Origin of the sequence: Pseudomonas serboccidentalis (assembly GCF_028830055.1) — a bacterium.
GTDB classification, from domain to species: Bacteria; Pseudomonadota; Gammaproteobacteria; order Pseudomonadales; family Pseudomonadaceae; genus Aquipseudomonas; species Aquipseudomonas serboccidentalis.
This window is the reverse complement of record NZ_CP101655.1, coordinates 3,163,021-3,184,369: the sequence shown is the minus strand read 5'-3', so window position 1 is coordinate 3,184,369 and position 21,349 is coordinate 3,163,021. Positions and strand designations below refer to the sequence as shown.

Sequence of the window (21,349 nt, the reverse complement as noted above, 5' to 3'; positions counted from 1 at the left end):
CCTCTGCCCCTCTAGTTAAAGAACAAAACTTCTGCGCTATCTACCAACAACAAACTTACTCGAACGGATTCGAATATGTTCAAACCGACTATTGGCCCGACCATCGGCCACACGACAACTAATCATGCGCGAATATTTATTCGTGCAGACTATCAAGGTAACTCGCCGGTATTTGCCGCCATCCGTTACAGGGTGACAGGCACACAGCAATGGTCGACCGGCACTTTCGCCGAACTCGATAGTTTGCGCGACATGACGACAGTATTCGCACTCAATAACTTGAGCAGCGACACCGAATATGAATACCAGACCGGCTGGTTCAGCCCGATGAGTCCGGTACACACCGTGGACAGTGTTGCCGAACTGCCACTGCAGTGGCCCCGGGAAATCTACCGCCTGCGTACCCGTTCCAGCAAAGCCTTGCAGCCGCGGGCTTACATCGTCGGCTCCTGCCGCTATTTGCGCATGAGCGCGGGTATCCCGTCGCTGCCCCACCTCGGTGACCGGATCTTTGCTTCCATCAACCAGTTGATCGAAGGTGCACAACCACCCATCAGTGCCACATTGATGACGGGCGATCAGATTTATGTCGACGACCTTAATCTGATTGCACCTGATCGTGAATATAAGGAAATTCTCAGTAAATACCGTGCAGCGTTCTCACAACCCAACATTCAGCGACTGATGGCCGGCACCTCGACTTACATGATTCTTGATGATCACGAAATCGAAGACAACTGGCCGGCGAACGCCGGAAAGTCCGATCACGAGTTATATCGCAATGCCATGGCGGCGTATGAAATCTATCAAGTCAGCCACAGCCCCGCACATGAACTGACAACTAACAATGAAGTGAACCGGGCAAAACTCGAGCACTACTGGTATCAATTCAGCGACGGCGACATTGAATGGTTCGTGACCGACAGCCGCACCCGGCGCAACCTGTCCACCAATGATCGCCGCATACTTGACGAGGCGCAGGAGCAGGCGCTGCTCGAATGGCTGATCAACAGCCCGGCGCGGGTCAAATTCGTCGTCACCAGCGTGATGTTCTACCCGGACCGCAAACTGCACGGCGACGACGCCTGGAAAGCCTTCCCGGAACAACGCCTGCGCCTGCTGGAAACCATCCGCACCCAGCGGATCAGGAATGTGGTGTTTGTTTCGGGTGATGTGCACGGCTCACTGACCTCGCGCCTGACCCACAGCGAAGACCCGGACTTCGAAGTGCACACCATCGTTTCCTCGCCGTTTTGCAACAGCAAGCTGTTGCCTTATGCCAAGGCGTCGACGTTTATCCTCGATCAACCGCTGGTGCGCACGGCTGCGGGTGACTATCAGCATGAGTTGACCAGCACTGTGGTCAGCGAAGACAACTTCGCCCATGTGCTGGTCGAATCTGATCAGATTTTGATCAATTACCATGATCGGGATGGTAAACGCCTGCAGTCGATTGGCCTGAAATTGCGTTGAATTCCGAAAAGATCGCAGCCTTCGGCAGCTCCTACATCGGCATGCGTACCCTGTCGGAGCCGCTGCGGGCTGCGATCTTTTGCTCTTTTGCAAGAGGCGCTGGAGAAATGCCTTGGGCGGCCGACATATTCTTATAGCACTTGGCCTTCATCTCTCTTGTCAGTCGGTGCCGCAATGATGCAACCTTGCCGCAGGCAACAGTAAAGAGGGCGAGAGCCCGGCGCGTTCAGCATATTTCCAAGCGAGTTCCTTCATGAAGAGCCAACCCGATGCCGCCAGCCGTATGGCGGCCGAGGTAGTGACGCAGTTGCCTGTGCCCTCGCGGCTCGGCATGCTGCGTTTCGAGCGCTTGAATGAAGCCAGTTGGGCGATGCTGTTTCTCGATCCCAATTGCGAGCGCCAGTTCGGCCAGCCGGCTGTCGAATTGTGTGCGCTGGTCGGCTCGCCCTACGCCAGCCTGATGGAGCCAGAAGCGCGCTATCAACTGCACGACACCATTCAGCAACAACTGCGCGACAGCCCGCACTATCTGGTGCGCTACACCCTGCACACCGTCGCCGGCGCCTTGAGCATCCTCGAACTCGGCGAAGCCTACAAACAGCACAATCGTCATCTGTTGCGCGGCTATCTGCTGGCCGTCGATGACGTGTTCGACGAGGCGCCGACGCTGCCGTCCGTCGACCTCGAAACCCAGAATTCCCGTCTGCAGATCGCTCTGGAACTCAACCAGCGCGCCCAGCAGGAACAACTGCAGCACCTTGAGCGGGTGCGCGCCCAACAGGATCTGATTCTGTTGCTGGCCCGCCAGCGCTACAGCAGCCACAACTCGCTGCAAGAAGCCGCCGAGCTGATCACCCGCTGCGCCTGCGACATCTATGAAATCGACTGCGCCAGCCTGTGGAACCTCGAAGGGAATCTGCTGGTGCCGATTTCCGCGTATCACCGCGCGACTCAGGAATACATCCTGCCGGAGGTGATCGACATCAGCGGTTTCCCCGACTACATGGAAGCCCTGCACGGCAGCCGCGCCATCGACGCGCACAATGCGATGCGCGACCCGCGTACCCGCGAGATGGCCGAAGCCCTGCGCCCGCGGGACGTCAACGCCATGCTCGACGCCAGCATCCGTGTCGACGGTCAGGTGGTCGGCGTGCTGTGCCTGGAGCAGACCGGCGTCAGCCGTGCCTGGCAGTCGGATGAAATCGCCTTTGCCGGTGAACTGGCCGATCAGTTCGCCCAGGTCATCAACAACCACAACCGCCGCACCGCCACCAGCGCCCTGCACCTGTTCCAGCGTGCGGTCGAGCAAAGCGCCAACGCCTTTTTGCTGGTCAATTGCGACGGCGTGGTCGAGTACGTCAACCCGAGTTTCACTGCGATCACCCAGTACTCCACCGAGGAAGTCCACGGCCAGCGCCTGTCGGAGCTACCGGCGCTGGAGAACCTCAGCGAGCTGCTGTTCGACGCGCCCTCGGCGCTGGCCAAAAGCAACAGCTGGCAGGGCGAGTTCAAGAGCCGCCGCAAAAACCTCGAACCGTACTGGGGGCAGTTGTCGATCTCCAAGGTATATGGCGACAACCGCGAGCTGACGCACTACATCGGCATCTACGAAGACATCACCCAGACCAAACTGGCGCAGCAACGCATCGAGCGTCTGGCGTACACCGACAACCTGACCAACCTCGGCAACCGCCCGGCGTTTATCCGCAATCTGGACGAACGCTTCGCCCGGGATAGCGATACCCCGATCAGCCTGCTGCTGGTGGACATCGACAACTTCAAGCGGATCAACGACAGCCTCGGCCACCAGACCGGCGACAAACTGCTGATCAGCCTCGCCCGGCGCCTGCGCAACAGCCTCAGCCCAAGCGGCAGCCTCGCCCGTTTCGCCAGTAACGAATTCGCCGTGCTGCTCGACGACACCGATCTCGAAGCCGGTCAGCAGATTGCCAGCCAACTGCTGATGACCCTCGACAAACCGATGTTCGTCGACAACCAGTTGATCAGCGTCACCGGCTCCGTGGGCCTGGCTTGCGCGCCGCTGCACGGGCGCGACCCGCAGACTTTGATGCGCAACGCCGGCCTCGCCCTGCACAAGGCCAAGGCCAACGGCAAACACCAGGTGCAAGTCTTCACCGAAGCGCTGAACGCCGAGGCCAGTTACAAGCTGTTCGTCGAGAACAACCTGCGCCGCGCCTTGACCCAGAACGAGCTGGACGTGTTCTACCAGCCCAAGCTGTGCCTGCGCAGCGGTCGTTTGCTGGGCATGGAAGCGCTGCTGCGCTGGAATCACCCGGAACGCGGCATGATCCGCCCGGACCAGTTCATCAGCGTCGCCGAAGAAACCGGCCTGATCATTCCGATCGGCAAGTGGATCGCCCGTCAGGCCTGCCGCATGAGCAAGGCGCTGACCGCGGCCGGAATGGGCAATCTGCAGGTGGCGATCAACCTGTCACCGAAACAGTTCTCCGATCCGGATCTGGTCGCGTCCATCGCCAACATCCTCAAGGAAGAAGCGCTGCCGGCCAACCTGCTGGAGCTGGAGCTGACCGAAGGCCTGCTGCTGGAAGCCACCGAAGACACGCACTTGCAGCTCGACCAGCTCAAGCGCCTGGGCCTGACCCTGGCCATGGACGACTTCGGCACCGGCTACTCGTCGCTCAGCTACCTGAAGAAATTCCCGATCGACATCATCAAGATCGATCGCAGCTTCATCCACGAAATCCCGGACAACCAGGACGACATGGAAATCACCTCGGCGGTGATCGCCATGGCGCACAACCTGAAACTCAAAGTCGTGGCCGAAGGCATCGAGACCGCCGAGCAACTGGCGTTCCTGCGTCGTCACCGCTGCGACGTCGGCCAGGGCTACCTGTTCGACCGGCCGATCCCCGGCGCCGAACTGATCCAGGCACTCAAGCGCTATCCGCGCGGCCCGCTCTGCCTCTAACCCCGCTACCCCATTCTCGCCATAACATGCCGACCCCTGTAGGAACTGCCGAAGGCTGCGATCTTTTGATCTGGTTTTTAAAAAGCAAAATCAAAAGATCGCAGCCTTCGGCAGCTCCTACATTGGGTAGTGATTAACTCGGCATCATTGGGCACACTGACGGTCTACCTTTTACATCCCATCCTGACTGAGAGGAACGCTCATGGTTCTGCGCTCGGAAATTCTGGTGAATAAAAACGTGCTACCGACTAAAGACCAAGCCCTGCCCGGCCGCGAAACCGCGATGACCCTGCCTGAAAAGCATTTCGTCTTCGAAGAAACCCCGCTGCTCGGCCCGTTTTTCCAGGACGTCGACTTCGCGATCTTCGGTCTGGGTTGCTTCTGGGGCGCGGAACGCCGCTTCTGGCAGCGTGAAGGCGTGGTCAGCACCGTGGTCGGTTACGCTGGCGGCTACACGCCGAACCCGACATACGAAGAAGTCTGCTCGGGCCTGACCGGTCACGCCGAAGTGGTGCTGGTGGTGTATGACAAGGCCAAGGTCACCTACGAAGAGCTGCTGGCGATGTTCTGGGAACTGCACAACCCGACGCAGGGCATGCGTCAGGGCAACGACATCGGCACCCAGTACCGCTCGGTGATCTACGCGACCTCACCTGAGCAACTCAAAGCGGCGCTGAAGAGCAAGGCTGTTTATCAGGCAGAACTGTCGAAGGCCGGCCTGGGCGAAATCAGCACCGAGATCGAACAGGCACCGACCGTGTACTTCGCCGAGACCTATCACCAGCAATATCTGGCGAAAAACCCGGAAGGCTACTGCGGGATCGGCGGCACCGGCGTGTGCATGCCACCGAGCCTGGCGGGTAACTAAACCCTGAAAGCAAAAGATCGCAGCCAGCGGCAGCTCCTACAGGTCCGTAATCGTTCACACATTGGTGGACGACACTAAACCTTGTAGGAGCTGCCGCAGGCTGCGATCTTTTGATCTTGCCGTTGATCAGCTCTCGGCAATCAACCAATCCATCTGCCACCCACCCTGGGTCTGCCCAAGCTTCTTGGACAACCACGGCAGCAGCTCACGCAACTCTTCCTCCAGCCCCCACGGCGGATTGGCTATCGCCAGACCCGAACCGTTCAGGCTGTTCGGCGTGTCCAGCGGATGCACCAGCAACTCCACGCGCAGCAACTTCGGCGCACCGGTACCGGCCAGGTCCTGATAGAAACGACGCAGCGCACGCTGGTCCTTCACCGGGTACCAGATCGCCGCCACCGTCTGGCGCATCCGGCCAATGGCCTCTTTCATCGACGCCGCGCAACGCTGCATCTCGTCGAGCTGCTCGAACGGCGGATCAATCAACATCACCGCGCGCTTTTCCTGCACCGGCAGCATCGCCCGCGCAACATGCCAGCCCTCGCCCAGATGCACTTTCACCCGACGGTCGCCGGCCATATTGTCCTTGAGCAGCACGCCGTCCTCCGGGTGCTTCTCGTTGAGCATCACCCGATCCTGCGGCCGGGTCAGACGCCGCGCCAGCTCCGGCGAGCCCGGGTAGTAGCGCAACTGGCCATCCGGGTTCATCTCGTGCAGCACCTTCATGTAGTCGGCGGTCAGCGCCGGCAGGTCTGGTTGATCCCACAAACGCGCGATGCCTTCCAGGTACTCGCCGGTACGGTTGGCCTGGTCGCCCTGCAGGTCATACAGACCGATCCCGGCGTGCGTGTCGAGATAGGCAAACGGCTGCTCCTTGCGCGACATCAGAGCGATGAGGCGGGTCAAGGTCAGGTGTTTGAACACATCGGCGTGATTGCCGGCATGGAAGGCGTGACGATAATTCATGGCTGCTCCTGCGAGGGCCGTGAAGTTTACCTTTTACCGGGCGGCAAGTCAGGGGTTGGCGGCTGAGCGGCCTCTTACACGTTAAGATCTGACCCAATACCTGTGGCTGGCGAGGGGATAAATCCCCTCGCCACGGGTCATCTATCTCGCTTGACTGGCAGGTAACCTCGACAGGAAGTCAAACCCATGCGTCGCCCTTTCATTTTCTCTCTGTCCCTGATCTGCTCAATGCACGCCGTATCGGACGAAAATCACAGAGCGCAGGCTCGCCAAATGCTCAAGAACTACGGTTTGAGTCACTGCATCCTGAAGCCATTCAAAGAAAATTCAGCATTGCAAAAAGACATCGGTCTGTCCGCTGGCGCCTACTCGTTCATGGGCAAAGGCATGCACACCGTCCTGCAAAATGAAGACACGCTGCAGGTGCTGCACGATCCCTATAAAGAAACCAGAAACTATGTGTATGCGGCCTATGAGCAGACACCGTCGATCAGCAAGCACTCGAAAAGCAATGTCGTTTTTTATGGATGCCTGGAGGTCTACAACTCAGAGGCTTTCGACAGTTTTATCAAGAGTCAGGATCGGTACATCGCAGACTGACTGCCACACCCTCAACGTCAAAAGATCGCAGCCTTCGGCAGCGCCTACAAATGATCCCGTGTAGGAGCTGCCGAAGGCTGCGATCTTTTGATTTTGCTCCTGGAAATTCAGGAAGGCATTGCATGCAACCGCTTGCCGATGACATCCAGCACATCACACCCATCGCGCAACGGAATCACGCAGAGCTGGGCAAAGTCGCTGAGGATCATCGAGTCGCACTCGATCGAACCGCGCATGCACAGGTTTTCCAGCACCTGGACCACGGCGCGGATGCGGTAGTTGGCGGCGTCCATCAGGATATCGAGCGGGGCGTGGGTGTCGACGAACAACGTGGGCATGTCGTTGCAGTTGCTGGTCAGGGCCATGTAGCGGTTGTCGGGGTGGGGGATGTGTTGTTCGTAGGGTGGATCGGGGTTCAAATTTGTCATGGGGTTGCCTCCTAACGTATGGACGGAAACCGCCAACCTTTGCTTCCACGCAAAAGGGTGGCGGCTGTACGCAGGTGTGGAAGACCAGGACGTTAGGCACCCGGCGCACTCGAAAGCGCCCCGCGCACAGCCACCATAAATCACAGACAATAACGAGCGCCTGACGGGTGGCGCTAGAGGCGCCTAACGATAAAGGGCTTCCACACCCTGTCACCGAGTTTGCGGTGACAACGAAAAGACTATCCCTGCCACCCACCGCCCACCAGTTCATGAAAGCCGCCGCAACTCGCAGGAAACGTCCGAGGACTTCGCCCGGAAATGTCACTCCGTCTCTGCCAGCAAATACTCCAGTAACGCCGATGAAGACGATTCTTCCGACGTCGCCAGCAGAAAAAACTGCCTGACCTTGCACTGTAAAACCAGCTCGGGAAAGGCCTCGAACAATGCAGGATTTTGCTCGCTCAGCCACTGCACAGCATTGCCGACGCGAACGTCATCCCCCGCCGCAGCCAAGACCGATTCCGGCACCGTCCACCAAGGAAACACCCGACCCGAAGCTTGCGCCCTGCCCCCGATATCCGCAGCCTGACCATTGATCAAACCGCGCGATATCACCGACATCAGTTGCGCCGAATCCACTTCATCGGACTGCAAGATCGGCAACAAAAACCGCCCATCCCAGAAGCGAAAGAACACTGCCTTCCCATCCGGCATCAGCACCTGCGTCAGACTACGAAAATGCTCGACCAGCACTTCCAGACTCGCCGAGGACACCGCCAGCCATCCCCAATCGCGAGACTCGGTGTTCGCCACCCAATCGAGAAACTCACTGTCCGCCGCGACAATTCCCACAAACGGCATCACTGCGTCCCACTCGGCGTAGATCGTCTCCGCCCAAATCCGGCTTGGTGCTATCTGCGGTGGCTTGGCGTCGCTGGCGCTACTGAAGATTGCGAACAGTTGCTCCGAAGGTTTCAGCGGTTCACGCGCCAACCACGCTGCAGGTGTGAGGCAATCAGGCTGCACAAACACCGTCCTTGCAGCGCTCGCACTCTTCGCAGAATGGCGCATCACCTTTAAAGCTCATGATTTGCGCAGCGGTGAGAATGGCCGCAGGTACTGCTGCGAGTTTTGCCGGCAATCCCGGCACACTCGGTGTCGCGCTCATCGCCGCCATCGGCGCGCCACCGACCTGGATCGGCACGCTGCTGAAGATCCCCCCGGGGCCGATGTTGATCCACTGCCCGCCTGCCTGAATCGTCGCGCTCGCGCCGCCGTCGATGACCACTTGTTGCCCAGCGCTGACGTGGACTTGTCCGCTGGCACTGGTTGCCTGATTGCTTACCCGAATATGCCGGTCGCCGGACACGCTCAGGTGATCGTCCTGCTTCACCTCGGTCTGGCGCTGGCCGTGGGTGATTCGTTGTTCGTCGGCCTTCAGTTCATGTTTGGCAGTGCCCGTGACGACGATGCTGCGCTGGTTGTCGACCTGCACCTGTTGATCGTGCAGTACATGCTGGGTCCAGTTGCGCTGGGCACGCAGGTAGATTTCCTCGGCGCCTTTCTTGTCCTCGATGCGCAGTTCGTTGTAACCGCCGCCACCGGGACTGCTCTGGCTGCGGAAGATGCTGCGGGTCTTGTCCGCCGGCAAGTCCAGCGGCACCGGGGTCGCGGCGTTTGGCAGGCAACCCATGACCAGCGGTTTGTCGGCATCGGCGTCGATGAAACCGACCAGCACTTCCATGCCAACCCGTGGGATCAGCACGCTGCCGTAACGGTCATGCGCCCACCCTGCAGCGACACGCAGCCAGCAACTGGAATGCTCGTTGAGCTCGCCGTCGCGATCCCAGGCCAGTTGCACCTTGACCCGCCCGTACTCGTCGCAGTGGATTTCGGTGTCTTTCGGTCCGGTGACGACGGCAGGTTGATAGCCGAGCATCCGTGGTTTCTCCGGGCCGAGGGCCGGGCGGAAGAATACGTCCCACGGCGTGGCGAGAAAGGTATTACGGTAGCCCTGGAATGTTTCCCCATCACTGGTCACCGATTCCTCCAGCACTTGTGGCTGTCGTCCACGGTGCTCGATGGCAGTGAGCAGCCACAGGTCATTCCAGTCCTGGCGCGGATGCTCGGTCAGTTGCAGGAAATGTCCGCACACCAGGGCGGATTCATCGCTGAGACCTTCAGCCTGACGGTAGTCGGCGACATGCCTTTCCAGCGCACGTTGCGCCAGGTGCTTGCCGGTTTCACGGTCGTTGAACTGGCCGGGAAAGTGATAGTCCTCCAGCACCGGGCGCAGCTCGCTTTCGCTGCGGCTTTGCAGCTGCAATTGCGGCTTTTCAAAGTTGTAGTCGCGCCGGGTCACCACGCTGGTGCGGGTTTCCACCCGGACATTGAAACGCTGGATGGCCGCTGCACCGGCCGACATGCCGCTGCCCGGCAGGTACAGCGTCGGCGCGGCCAGACGCGGGAACACCGTTTGGTCGTCGCCGAACACCAACACGTGACCTTCGGGACTGTGCTGAAAGTGGTAATGAATGCCGACCTCGGCACACAGGCGCTGGATGAAGGCCAGATCGCTCTCGTTGTATTGCACGCAATATTCACGCACCGGGTAATCGCTGCCGAGTCGAAACTCGAACGCATCGCGCAGGATCGCGTGATCCTTGAGGATTCGCGCAACAATCTGCGGCACCGTTTGATGCTGGAAAATCCGCTGGTTGATGCGATGACCGAGGTACGTCAGACGCGGCACCAGGCTCAGGTGATAGCGCGTCAGACGTTTCCCGGAGTCGCCCTGCCCGACCTGATAAATCTGACCATGGATACCGGAACCGTCCGCATCAAGACTCAGAAACGCCTGACGGTGCAGCAGGCTTTCGAGATCCAGATCCGGTCGCTCACTGACCAGTTCCAGCTCGAAGCGAAAGGGTTGGCTGATGGCTTCCTTGCCCGTGAACTCAAGGACCTTGAGGTCAAGTTGGGCGCCTTCGAGGGTCAACGTGAAACGCGGTTGATTGGCAGGCGCGAACATCCGATGTGTCTCTGCAAAATGAGGGCGGGCGATTCTGCATGAGGGGTAAGGGGTGTTGGGTGGGTGACGGGAAAATCAGATTTGCCCTACTCTCATTGATGAAAAACCCTGCAAAAAGCAGCGCCCTCAACTACAGACAAATCCCTCTGCAACATCACTGAACCCTGTGGGAGCGAGCTTGCTCGCGAAAGCGGCCTATTAGCCGACATCCCCACCGACTGACACGACGTCTTCGCGAGCAAGCTCGCTCCCACATGAGATCCTCAGCGTTTTCAAGAAATCACAGGCATAAAAAAACGGCCCGCCTCCTGTAGGAAACGGACCGTTCTCTTGTGAGCCGAAGCTCAGCGCATCACTTGTTCAGGTGGAAATCTTTTTCCGCCGCTTCGAAGCGCTGCACCATGCCAGTGGTCGGCGAACCGAACTTGCTGACGATGTAGATCGCGAGGCTGGCGAAGATGAAGCCCGGGATGATTTCGTACAGACCCATCACTTCCCAGTGTTTCCACGCCACAACGGTGATCGCACCGACAAGGATACCCGCCAGTGCGCCGTTGCGAGTCATGCCTTTCCAGACGACCGAGATCAGCACCACCGGACCGAACGCAGCACCGAAACCGGCCCACGCGTAGCTGACCAGACCCAGTACCTGGTTTTTCGGGTTGGCTGCCAGTGCGATGGCGATCAGCGCCACCACCAGCACCATGGCGCGACCGATCCAGACCAGTTCTTTCTGGGAAGCTGTCTTGCGAATGAACGCTTTATAGAAGTCTTCAGTCAGGGCGCTCGAGCACACCAGCAACTGGCAGCTCAGGGTGCTCATCACCGCAGCCAGAATCGCCGACAGCAGCACACCGGCAATCCATGGGTTGAACAGCAGTTTTGCCAGCTCGATGAATACGCGCTCGTGGTTTTCAGTCACGGGACCTGCAACTTCCGGGTGCGCCGAGAAGTAGGCAATACCGAAGAAGCCCACAGCCACGGTGCCGCCCAGGCACAGGATCATCCAGGTCATGGAGATGCGACGGGCATTGGCAATCGACTTCACCGAGTCAGCGGCCATGAAACGCGCCAGGATGTGCGGTTGACCGAAGTAGCCCAAGCCCCAGCCCATCAGCGAAATGACGCCAATGAAGGTGGTGCCCTTGAGCATGTCAAAGTTGCTTGGGTCTTGCGCTTCGATCGCCAGGAACGTGGTGTCGACGCCACCAGTAGCCAGCAACACGATGATCGGCGTAAGGATCAGCGCGAAAATCATCAGCGTGGCTTGTACGGTGTCGGTCCAGCTCACCGCGAGGAAACCGCCAACGAAGGTGTAGGCAATCGTCGCCGCAGCACCGGCCCACAGCGCCGTCTCGTAGGTCATGCCGAACGTGCTTTCGAACAGGCGGGCGCCAGCCACGATGCCAGATGCGCAATAGACAGTGAAAAACACCAGAATCACGATCGCCGAAATGATGCGCAGCAGGCCGCTTTTGTCTTCGAAACGGCTGGAGAAGTAGTCCGGCAGGGTCAGCGCATCGCCGTTGTGCTCGGTCTGCACGCGCAGACGGCCGGCGACGAACAGCCAGTTCAGGTAGGCGCCGACGATCAGGCCGATGGCGATCCAGCTTTCGGACAGGCCGGACATGTAGATGGCGCCCGGCAGGCCCATCAGCAACCAGCCGCTCATGTCGGAAGCACCGGCAGACAGAGCCGTCACGACGCTGCCCAGGCTACGACCGCCCAGAATATAGTCAGAAAGGTTGTTGGTGGAGCGATAGGCCATCAGGCCGATCAGCACCATTGCTGCGATGTAGATCACGAACGTGATCAGGGTTGGATTGCTAACGCTCATTGAGTTACGCCCTGGCTTTGTTTTTATGTAGCGGCGGTGGTGAACCGCTCGCAAACGACGACGTTTGGCAGACGATCCGGGATCCCGCGCATTTAAGACTGATGTTTCCCCAGGAAAGCCATCAGCCGGGTACACCGGGTATCCCGGTTGCACCTTGGGCGCGAATGCTATGCAACAAATCAAATAAGGTGCAACCAGTTTCGAACGAATAAGTTGCACCTAGTCGGATTTAGCCTCAAATACCCCGTTTTTGCTCCCTTTTGTGGCAGTCATAACCGTTGGCTAGAAGCAAAAGCACCAAGCAGGAGCAGCACTTTCGTACCAGAAAATAATTCCTGACGAGCTGCCTATTATTCCGACAAAAAAAGGGTTGCACCCGGTTGCACCTCTCTCAGCGCACGGCTAATCTTGCCGCCAGCTGATGCCACGCAACTGTGGCAACCATGAGGATAAAAATATGGCTACCACCACCCTTGGGGTCAAACTCGATGACCCGACCCGCGAGCGCCTGAAGGCTGCCGCAACCTCGATTGATCGCACGCCGCACTGGCTGATCAAGCAGGCAATTTTCAATTACCTGGAGAAACTCGAGGGTGGTGCAACCCTGACCGAGCTGAACGGTTTGACCGCCAAGGACAGCGATGACGCCGGTGAAGTCCACACCGATCACGCCCACCAGTGCTTCCTCGAATTCGCTGAAAGCATCCTGCCGCAATCAGTACTGCGCGCGTCGATCACCGCCGCTTACCGCCGCCCCGAGCCGGAAGTGGTACCGATGCTGATCGAACAGGCACGCCTGCCGGCACCGATGGCCGAAGCCACCAACAAACTCGCCGCGACCATCGCGGAAAAACTGCGTAACCAGAAAAGTGCCGGCGGTCGTGCAGGCATTGTTCAGGGCCTGCTGCAGGAATTTTCCCTGTCGTCCCAGGAAGGCGTAGCGCTGATGTGCCTGGCCGAAGCGCTGCTGCGTATCCCGGACAAAGGCACTCGCGATGCACTGATCCGCGACAAGATCAGCACCGGCAACTGGCATCCGCACCTGGGCAACAGCCCGTCGCTGTTCGTCAACGCCGCGACCTGGGGTCTGCTGCTGACCGGCAAACTGGTGTCGACCCACAACGAAGCCGGCCTGACGTCGTCGCTGAGCCGCATCATCGGCAAGAGCGGCGAGCCGATGATCCGCAAGGGCGTCGACATGGCCATGCGCCTGATGGGCGAGCAGTTCGTCACCGGCGAAACCATCGCCGAGGCACTGGCCAACGCGAGCAAGTTCGAAGCCAAGGGCTTCCGCTATTCCTACGACATGCTCGGTGAAGCGGCACTGACCGAGCACGACGCGCAGAAGTACCTGGCGTCGTACGAACAAGCTATTCACTCGATCGGCAAAGCCTCCCACGGCCGTGGGATTTATGAAGGCCCGGGCATTTCCATCAAGCTCTCGGCACTGCACCCGCGTTACAGCCGTGCGCAGTACGAGCGCGTGATGGATGAGCTGTACCCGCGCCTGTTGTCGCTGACCCTGCTGGCCAAGCAATACGACATCGGTCTGAACATCGACGCCGAAGAGGCCGACCGTCTCGAACTGTCGCTGGATCTGCTCGAGCGTCTGTGCTTCGAACCGCAGCTGACCGGCTGGAACGGCATCGGTTTCGTGATCCAGGCTTATCAGAAGCGTTGCCCGTACGTGATCGACTACGTGATCGACCTGGCTCGCCGCAGCCGTCATCGCCTGATGATCCGCCTGGTGAAAGGCGCGTACTGGGACAGCGAAATCAAGCGCGCCCAGGTCGAAGGCCTGGAAGGCTATCCGGTCTACACCCGCAAGGTGTACACCGACGTTTCCTACATCGCTTGCGCACGCAAACTGCTGTCGGTACCGGAAGTCATTTACCCGCAGTTCGCCACGCACAACGCCCACACCCTGTCGGCCATTTACCACATTGCCGGTCAGAACTATTACCCGGGCCAGTACGAATTCCAGTGCCTGCACGGCATGGGCGAACCGCTCTACGAGCAGGTTGTCGGCAAAGTTTCCGAAGGCAAGCTGAACCGTCCGTGCCGCGTGTACGCACCGGTCGGCACCCACGAAACCCTGCTGGCGTACCTCGTGCGTCGCCTGCTGGAAAACGGCGCGAACACCTCGTTCGTCAACCGCATCGCCGACCAGTCGATTTCGATTCAGGAATTGGTGGCCGATCCGGTGGCTCAGATCGAGCAGATGGCGACCGTGGAAGGTGGTTTTGGTCTGCCGCACCCGCGCATTCCGCTGCCGCGTGACCTGTACGGCGCCGAGCGCGCCAACTCCGCCGGCATCGACATGGCTAACGAACACCGTCTGGCCTCGCTGTCCTGCGCCCTGCTCGCCACCGCGCACAACAACTGGAAAGCCGCGCCGATGCTCGGTTGCGCCTCCAGCACCGAAGCGCCAGCACCGGTGCTGAACCCGGCAGATCACCGCGATGTAGTCGGTCACGTGCAGGAAGCCACCGTCGAAGACGTCGACAATGCGATCCAGTGCGCCCTGAATGCCGCGCCAATCTGGCAGGCCACCCCGCCAGCCGAACGCGCCGCGATTCTGGAACGTGCCGCCGACCTGATGGAAGGCGAGATCCAGCCACTGATGGGCCTGCTGGCCCGTGAAGCCGGCAAGACCTTCGCCAACGCCATCGCTGAAGTCCGTGAAGCCGTCGACTTCCTGCGTTATTACGCGGTGCAGGCACGCAACGATTTCAGCAACGACGCCCACCGCCCACTGGGCCCGGTGGTGTGCATCAGCCCGTGGAACTTCCCGCTGGCCATCTTCAGTGGCCAGGTGGCTGCCGCACTGGCCGCCGGTAACCCGGTACTCGCCAAACCGGCAGAGCAAACTCCGCTGGTAGCCGCGCAAGCCGTGCGCCTGCTGCTCGAAGCCGGGATTCCCGAAGGCGTGCTGCAACTGCTGCCGGGGCGCGGTGAAACCGTCGGTGCCGGGCTGGTTGGTGATGAGCGCGTCAAAGGCGTGATGTTCACCGGTTCCACCGAAGTCGCACGTCTGCTGCAACGCAACATCGCTGGCCGTCTCGACAGCCAGGGCCGTCCGATTCCACTGATCGCCGAAACCGGTGGCCAGAACGCGATGATCGTCGACTCCTCGGCACTGACCGAACAAGTCGTGATCGACGTGGTGTCCTCGGCCTTCGATAGCGCCGGCCAGCGTTGCTCGGCACTGCGTGTACTGTGCCTGCAGGAAGATTCCGCAGACCGTGTCATCGAAATGCTCAAAGGCGCGATGGCCGAATCCCGTCTCGGTAACCCTGAGCGTCTGTCTGTGGACATTGGCCCGGTGATCGACGCCGAAGCCAAGGCCGGCATCGACAAGCACATCCAGGGCATGCGTGATAAAGGTCGCAGTGTGTACCAGGTGGCGATTGCCGACAGCGAAGAAGTTAAACGCGGCACCTTCGTCATGCCGACCCTGATCGAGCTGGAAAGCTTCGACGAGTTGCAACGCGAGATCTTCGGCCCGGTGCTGCACGTGGTGCGTTACAAGCGCAAGGACATCGACCAGTTGATCGGCCAGATCAACGCCTCCGGTTATGGCCTGACTCTCGGCGTGCACACCCGCATCGACGAGACCATCGCCAAGGTGATCGACAACGTCAACGCCGGTAACGTCTACGTCAACCGCAACATCGTCGGTGCCGTGGTCGGCGTGCAGCCGTTCGGCGGCGAAGGCCTGTCGGGTACTGGCCCGAAAGCCGGTGGCCCGCTGTACCTGTACCGCCTGCTGTCGACTCGTCCTACCGATGCGATCGAACAATCCTTCGCTCGCGGTGATGCGGTCGTCGCACCGGACGTGCGCCTGCGTGATGCCATGAGCAAACCGCTGAACGCGCTGAAAGCCTGGGCTGAAAGCAACAAGTACGCCGACCTGAGCACCCTGTGCGCGCAGTACGCCGCCCAGTCGCAAAGCGGTATCACCCGCGTGCTGGCCGGTCCGACTGGCGAGAAGAACAGCTACGCGATCCTGCCGCGTGAGCACGTGCTGTGCCTGGCGGAGGTTGAAGGCGATCTGCTGACCCAACTGGCGGCGGTATTGGCTGTCGGCGGTTCGGCGGTATGGCCGGAGTCCGACCTCAGCAAGGCGTTGTTCGCACGCCTGCCGAAGGAGATTCAGGCGCGGATCAAGCTGGTTTCCGATTGGAACAAGGACGAGGTGGTGTTTGATGCCGTTCTGCATCACGGCCATTCCGACCAGTTGCGCGGTGTCTGCCAGCAGATCGCCAAGCGCGCCGGTGCGATCGTTGGGGTTCAGGGCTTGTCCCAGGGCGAAACCAACATTGCGCTGGAGCGTCTGGTGATCGAGCGGGCGTTGAGTGTTAACACCGCTGCGGCGGGTGGTAATGCGAGCTTGATGACCATCGGTTAAACCTCTGTAACTCCAGGCGACCGCAATGGTCGCCTGGCACTCATACAGAAGATCAAAAGATCGCAGCCTTCGGCAGCTCCTACAGGGGATCGTGTTTCTCTGTAGGAGCTGCCGAAGGCTGCGATCTTTTGCTTCTGTATCACGCCCATCAATCATCCTGTTCAGCCTCTATCAGCAAGCCTAGACTCGGCCCAACCCCAAATTTCAGGTAGGCCGCCATGTCCGAGACGCTGCTCAGTTCCCGTAATCTGGCTTTCGAGCTGTACGAAGTCCTCGATGCCGAGGGCCTGACCCGGCGTGAGCGCTTTGCCGAGCACAACCGCGAGACCTTCGACGCCGCCATCGGCACCGCGCGCAGCATCGCCGAGAAATATTTCGCACCGCATAACCGCAAAGGTGACGAGAACGAGCCGCGCTACGAGAATGGCCAGGCGATTCTGATTCCGGAAGTCAAACCGGCGGTGGATGCCTTCCTCGAAGCCGGTTTCCTCAACGCCGCGAGAAGTTTCGATGCCGGCGGCATGCAACTGCCGACGTTGCTGTCGCAAGCCTGCTTTGCGCATTTTCAATCGGCGAACGCGGCAACCACTTCGTACCCGTTCCTGACCATGGGTGCGGCCAACCTGATCGAAAGCTTCGGCACCGATGAGCAGAAACAGCGCTTTCTGCAACCGATGATCGACGGTCGCTTCTTCGGCACCATGGCCCTGACCGAACCACACGCGGGTTCCTCGTTGTCGGATATTCGTACGCGTGCCGAGCCCGCGTCCGACGGCACTTATCGCCTCAAGGGCAACAAGATCTTCATTTCCGGCGGCGATCACCCGCTGTCGGAAAACATCGTGCACATGGTGCTGGCCAAGCTGCCGGACGCGCCGCCGGGGGTGAAGGGTATTTCGCTGTTCATCGTGCCGAAGTTTCTGGTCAACGATGACGGCACTCTGGGCCAGCGCAACGATGTGCTGCTGGCCGGGTTGTTCCACAAGATGGGCTGGCGCGGCACCACCTCTACAGCACTGAACTTCGGCGATAACGGCGAGTGCGTCGGCTATCTGGTGGGCAAGCCGCACCACGGCTTGAGCTACATGTTCCAGATGATGAACGAGGCACGGATCGGCGTCGGCATGGGCGCGGTGATGCTCGGTTACGCCGGTTACCTGTATTCGCTGGAGTACGCCCGGGAGCGCCCGCAGGGCCGAGTACCGGACAGCAAGGATCCGACCACCGCGCCGGTAGCGATCATTCAGCACGCGGATGTCAGACGCATGCTATTGACGCAAAAGTCCTACGTCGAAGGAGCATTTGACCTCGGCCTGTACGCGGCGCGGCTGTTCGATGACACCACGACGCTGGAGACCGACGCCGAGCGTAAACAGGCCCATGAGCTGCTGGACCTGCTGACGCCGATCGTCAAATCCTGGCCGTCGGAGTTCTGCCTGAAGGCCAACGAACTGGCGATCCAGATCCTCGGCGGCCACGGTTACACCCGTGAATACCCGGTAGAACAGTATTACCGCGACAACCGCCTGAACCCGATCCACGAAGGCACCCACGGCATCCAGTCGCTGGACTTGCTCGGACGCAAATTGGCGCAAAACGGTGGCGCAGGGCTCAAGCAACTGATCCGCTTGATCGCCAACACTGCCGAGCGCTCTACCGCGCATGAATCGCTGACCGCACTGCGTGAGCCACTGGAAAAACTGCTGGCGCGCCTGCAAACAGTAACCATCGGCCTGCTGACCGATCTGGCGCAGGGCAAGGTCAACAGCAGCCTGGCGAATTCGGCGCTGTACCTGAAAGTGTTCGGGCACACGGTGATTGGCTGGCGCTGGCTGGAGCAGGCGATCCGCGCCGAAGAAGGCCTGGCCAAGGGCAATCCGGCGGATGCCGACTTCTATAAGGGCAAGCTGCAGGCGGCGCGGTATTTCCTGACGTGGGAAGTGCCAGGTTGCCAGCATGAGCTGGCGTTGCTGGAGGCGCGGGATGATACGTGTCTGGCGATGCAGGATGCGTGGTTCTAAAAGCAAAAGATCGCAGCCTTCGGCAGTTCCTACAGGAAACGCATTCCAATGTAGGAGCTGCCGAAGGCTGCGATCTTTTGATCTTGATCCTTTAGCTCAACTTGAACCCACCCATCTGCCGCGCCAGATCATCCGCCAACCGCTGCAACATCTGACAATCCTCGCGACACGCCCGAACCTCCCCTGCTGTGGCCCGCGCCAGGTCGGAAATCCCCTGCACATTGCGATTGATCTCCTCGGTCACCGCTGACTGTTCCTCGGTCGCCGTCGCCACCTGATGATTCATGTCACTGATACGCTCCACCTGCCCGGTAATCGCGGTCAGCGACGCGCCGGTACGCTGGCTCGATTCAACGCCAGTGCCGGTCGCGGCCTGGCCGGTGCGCATCGATGACACCGCATTCTCGGCGCCCTGCTTGAGGCTGCCGATCATCTGCTGAATCTCGTCGGTGGAGGCCTGTGTGCGACGCGCCAAGGTGCGCACTTCATCCGCCACCACGGCAAACCCACGCCCCATGTCGCCGGCGCGCGCCGCTTCGATGGCGGCATTGAGTGCCAGCAGGTTGGTCTGCTCGGACACCCCGCGAATCACCGCCAGCACCGAGTCAATCGACGCCACTTGATGCGCCAGCTCACCCACCGCCCCCGCCGCTATACCGATCTCATCAGACATGCTTTCTATATGGCGGATCGAGCCACCGACCACTTCCCGCGCCTGCAGCGCTTCATCGCGCGCGGTTTGCGAGGCCAGCGCGGCGTTGCCGGCGTTCTGCGCGATCTCCTGCACGGTCAGGCCCATTTCGTGAACGGCGGTGGCGACCATGTCGGTCATTTCCTGCTGGCGTCCGGAGCGCTCGGCGGTGTTTTCCACCACCCTGGCCACTTGGCCGACGGCGGTGCGCAAGCGCTCGCTGGTGGTCAGCACTTCACCGATCAATGCGCGCTGGCTGTCGAGGAATCGGTTGAAACCCCGAGCCAGATCGCCCAGCTCATCGGCGCGGCTGGAATCTAACCGATGGGTCAAATCTCCACCGCCGCTACCGATGGCTACCAGCGCGGCTGTTACCTGACGAATCGGTCGCACCAAGCCCTGGGCCAGCCACACCACCAGCGCCAGACACACCAATGCCACCGCCAGACCGATACCGCCGCTCATCCACATTGCTTTGCGAGCTTCGGCATAGATCTGCGACTGCGGCACTTCGGCCACCAGTGTCCAGCCCAGATCACGCAAAGGCAGGCTGAAAGCGAGGAAGTCTTCGCCGTCGCGCTGGAAACTGCTGCTCACGGCCTCTTTTTGGCCCATCACCGACTGCGCTGCATCAGCACCGATCTGCTCGCTCAAAGTGCGCTTGCCGCTGAACTGCGCTTCAGGATGAACCTGGATCAAACCGTCGGAACGCACGAGATAGACCTTGCCGCGCTCGCCGAAACTGAAATTGTGGATCAGCGCCGACAGCTCTTTCATGCTCAGGCCAAGCCCCGCCACGCCGACCACTTTGCCGGCCTGCTCGACTTTCAGGTCGATGAACAACGCCAGTTCTCCGGTAGCGCCGTCGTTGTCGATATTCAGGGTGCGCGGCTGGGGGCTGTCGAGGAAGGAATAGAACCAGGCATCGGCCGGTTTGGCGCGACTGAGGGTGCGGTCGAGGCCTTTTTCGGTGATGTAGTGATTGGATTCAGTGCCGATGATCAGCGCGGTGAAAGCCTTGTGTTCGGCGCGGATGCCTTCCAGATACTGCGCGAAGGCCGCTGTTTTGCTGCTGTCTTCACCCGAGACCAGCCAGTCGCGGACCATGCTGTTGCTGGCGATATCTTTGGCGGCGGTCAGTGGCTGGACGAGGATGCGTTCGATGTCGTTGCGCGTCGCTTCGATGCTCGACGGCAGCGCTTGTTCGACCAGATAACTCTGGGCGAGGCGGTTGACCACCAGGGTATAAATGCCAACCACGATCAGGACGCTGACCAACAGGGCGCTGCCCATGCCGAGAATCAGCTGCCATTGAATACTGCGACGCCAGAACTGCATGGAGCACCCCCAAAGAATAAGTGGCCGAAACAATGCAACAGCCGTGCCGATTGTATACAACCCGATCGACAATCTATTCTTTGGTTGTGCGCAACCCCATCAGCCCTGATTGATGGTCTTGGCGATGGTTTCGACCGTGGCGCTGACTTGCTCTTGGTAACGGTCGAGTTCTTCCTGGTGCTGCTTCTTCATTTCGATCTGCTGCGAGCACAGATTCATGGCTGCCAGCACCAGCAAGCGGTCACCGATCAGCGTCGGGTATTTGCGTTTGGTGTCGGCCAGTGCGGCCTTGAGCATCAGTGCGGCGTCCAGCAGGGTCTGTTCTTCCCCGGCCGGTGCCTTGATCGAATAGTCCTCCCCGAGAATGGAGATGACTTTTACCCCTGCTGTGCCGTGGTTCATGCGCTGACAGGACCTGCGTTGACGCGATCAACCAGAGCCTGGATGCGCGCTGCGGTGGCGCCGTGCTTCTCTTCCTGTTCCATCAGGCTCAGTTGCAGGCTTTCGTTTTCATCCTTGGCCTGGGCCAGTTCCGTGGACAGGGTCTGGTTGGTTTGCGTGAGGGTCTGGTTCTGTTGCACCAGGTCGCTGACGAGCTGTTCCAATTGGCTGAGGGATGCTTCCAACATTTTGATCTTCCAGGCGTTTTTCAAAGGGCGCGTACGATAAAGAAAAGTCACTGCGGATGCCAGGGTTAAACCGGCGCAAGGCCTTGATTTTCCTGGTGGCCGACCG

14 protein-coding genes and 1 pseudogene are annotated in these 21,349 nt (G+C 60.0%); 6 read left to right on the top strand and 9 right to left on the bottom strand.

The window, feature by feature from the left end; translation table 11 throughout:
• Positions 1–75 precede the first annotated feature (75 nt).
• The 3 genes from NN484_RS14575 to msrA all read left to right on the top strand — a co-directional run bounded on the left by NN484_RS14575 (position 76) and on the right by msrA (position 5,291).
• Positions 76–1,473, top strand: a complete 1,398-nt coding sequence (locus tag NN484_RS14575) for an alkaline phosphatase D family protein (protein ID WP_274657386.1) — start codon at positions 76–78, stop codon at positions 1,471–1,473.
• Positions 1,474–1,726: 253 nt separating this feature from the next.
• A complete protein-coding gene (locus tag NN484_RS14570; RefSeq protein WP_274657385.1) occupies positions 1,727–4,423 on the top strand; it encodes a sensor domain-containing phosphodiesterase in 2,697 nt (898 codons plus the stop codon).
• 202 nt (positions 4,424–4,625) lie between these two features.
• On the top strand, positions 4,626–5,291 hold the full coding sequence (msrA, locus tag NN484_RS14565) for a peptide-methionine (S)-S-oxide reductase MsrA (RefSeq protein ID WP_274657384.1): 666 nt from the start codon (positions 4,626–4,628) through the stop codon (positions 5,289–5,291).
• Between the two features lie 126 nt (positions 5,292–5,417).
• Here msrA and NN484_RS14560 read toward each other — a convergent pair whose 3' ends face one another.
• Positions 5,418–6,257: a 23S rRNA (adenine(2030)-N(6))-methyltransferase RlmJ gene (locus tag NN484_RS14560; protein ID WP_016772007.1), complete on the bottom strand. Its 840-nt coding sequence runs from the start codon at positions 6,255–6,257 to the stop codon at positions 5,418–5,420.
• Positions 6,258–6,443: 186 nt separating this feature from the next.
• Between NN484_RS14560 and NN484_RS14555 the strand changes: the two genes are divergently transcribed.
• Positions 6,444–6,857, top strand: coding sequence for a hypothetical protein (locus tag NN484_RS14555; RefSeq protein ID WP_274657383.1), 414 nt, complete (start codon positions 6,444–6,446; stop codon positions 6,855–6,857).
• Positions 6,858–6,964: 107 nt separating this feature from the next.
• On the opposite strand, the gene NN484_RS14550 is transcribed toward NN484_RS14555, so the two are convergent.
• From NN484_RS14550 to putP, 4 genes are all read right to left on the bottom strand, one after another.
• Complete coding sequence (locus NN484_RS14550) at positions 6,965–7,285, bottom strand: hypothetical protein (protein WP_215501278.1); 321 nt, start codon at positions 7,283–7,285, stop codon at positions 6,965–6,967.
• Positions 7,286–7,606: 321 nt separating this feature from the next.
• Positions 7,607–8,311 (bottom strand): DUF4123 domain-containing protein, encoded by a 705-nt coding sequence (locus NN484_RS14545; RefSeq protein WP_215501277.1) that lies wholly within the window; start codon positions 8,309–8,311, stop codon positions 7,607–7,609.
• Entirely contained in the window at positions 8,301–10,316 is a 2,016-nt protein-coding gene (locus tag NN484_RS14540; RefSeq protein ID WP_215501276.1) for a type VI secretion system Vgr family protein, read from the bottom strand. Before NN484_RS14540 ends, NN484_RS14545 begins: the two co-directional genes overlap by 11 nt.
• Before the next feature lie 352 nt (positions 10,317–10,668).
• Positions 10,669–12,153, bottom strand: coding sequence for a sodium/proline symporter PutP (putP, locus tag NN484_RS14535; RefSeq protein ID WP_127648673.1), 1,485 nt, complete (start codon positions 12,151–12,153; stop codon positions 10,669–10,671).
• 457 nt (positions 12,154–12,610) lie between these two features.
• Here putP and putA point away from each other — a divergent pair, with 457 nt between their 5' ends.
• Both putA and NN484_RS14525 read left to right on the top strand, forming a co-directional pair.
• Positions 12,611–16,564, top strand: coding sequence for a trifunctional transcriptional regulator/proline dehydrogenase/L-glutamate gamma-semialdehyde dehydrogenase (gene putA / locus NN484_RS14530; protein WP_215501275.1), 3,954 nt, complete (start codon positions 12,611–12,613; stop codon positions 16,562–16,564).
• Positions 16,565–16,782: 218 nt separating this feature from the next.
• A complete protein-coding gene (locus NN484_RS14525) occupies positions 16,783–18,585 on the top strand; it encodes an acyl-CoA dehydrogenase (protein ID WP_274657382.1) in 1,803 nt (600 codons plus the stop codon).
• A 91-nt stretch (positions 18,586–18,676) separates the two neighbouring features.
• Here the strand turns inward: NN484_RS14525 and NN484_RS27355 are convergent, their stop codons facing one another.
• The 4 genes and pseudogenes from NN484_RS27355 to NN484_RS14510 form a co-directional block, all read right to left on the bottom strand.
• Positions 18,677–19,408: a methyl-accepting chemotaxis protein gene (locus NN484_RS27355; RefSeq protein WP_425518812.1), complete on the bottom strand. Its 732-nt coding sequence runs from the start codon at positions 19,406–19,408 to the stop codon at positions 18,677–18,679.
• A 135-nt stretch (positions 19,409–19,543) separates the two neighbouring features.
• A pseudogene (locus tag NN484_RS27350) lies at positions 19,544–20,569 on the bottom strand (cache domain-containing protein); the annotation flags it as partial.
• 144 nt (positions 20,570–20,713) lie between these two features.
• Complete coding sequence (locus NN484_RS14515) at positions 20,714–21,016, bottom strand: cell division protein ZapA (RefSeq protein ID WP_003220971.1); 303 nt, start codon at positions 21,014–21,016, stop codon at positions 20,714–20,716.
• Positions 21,013–21,243 (bottom strand): hypothetical protein, encoded by a 231-nt coding sequence (locus tag NN484_RS14510; RefSeq protein ID WP_003220969.1) that lies wholly within the window; start codon positions 21,241–21,243, stop codon positions 21,013–21,015. The genes NN484_RS14515 and NN484_RS14510 overlap by 4 nt, the downstream gene beginning before the upstream one ends.
• Positions 21,244–21,349 lie beyond the last annotated feature (106 nt).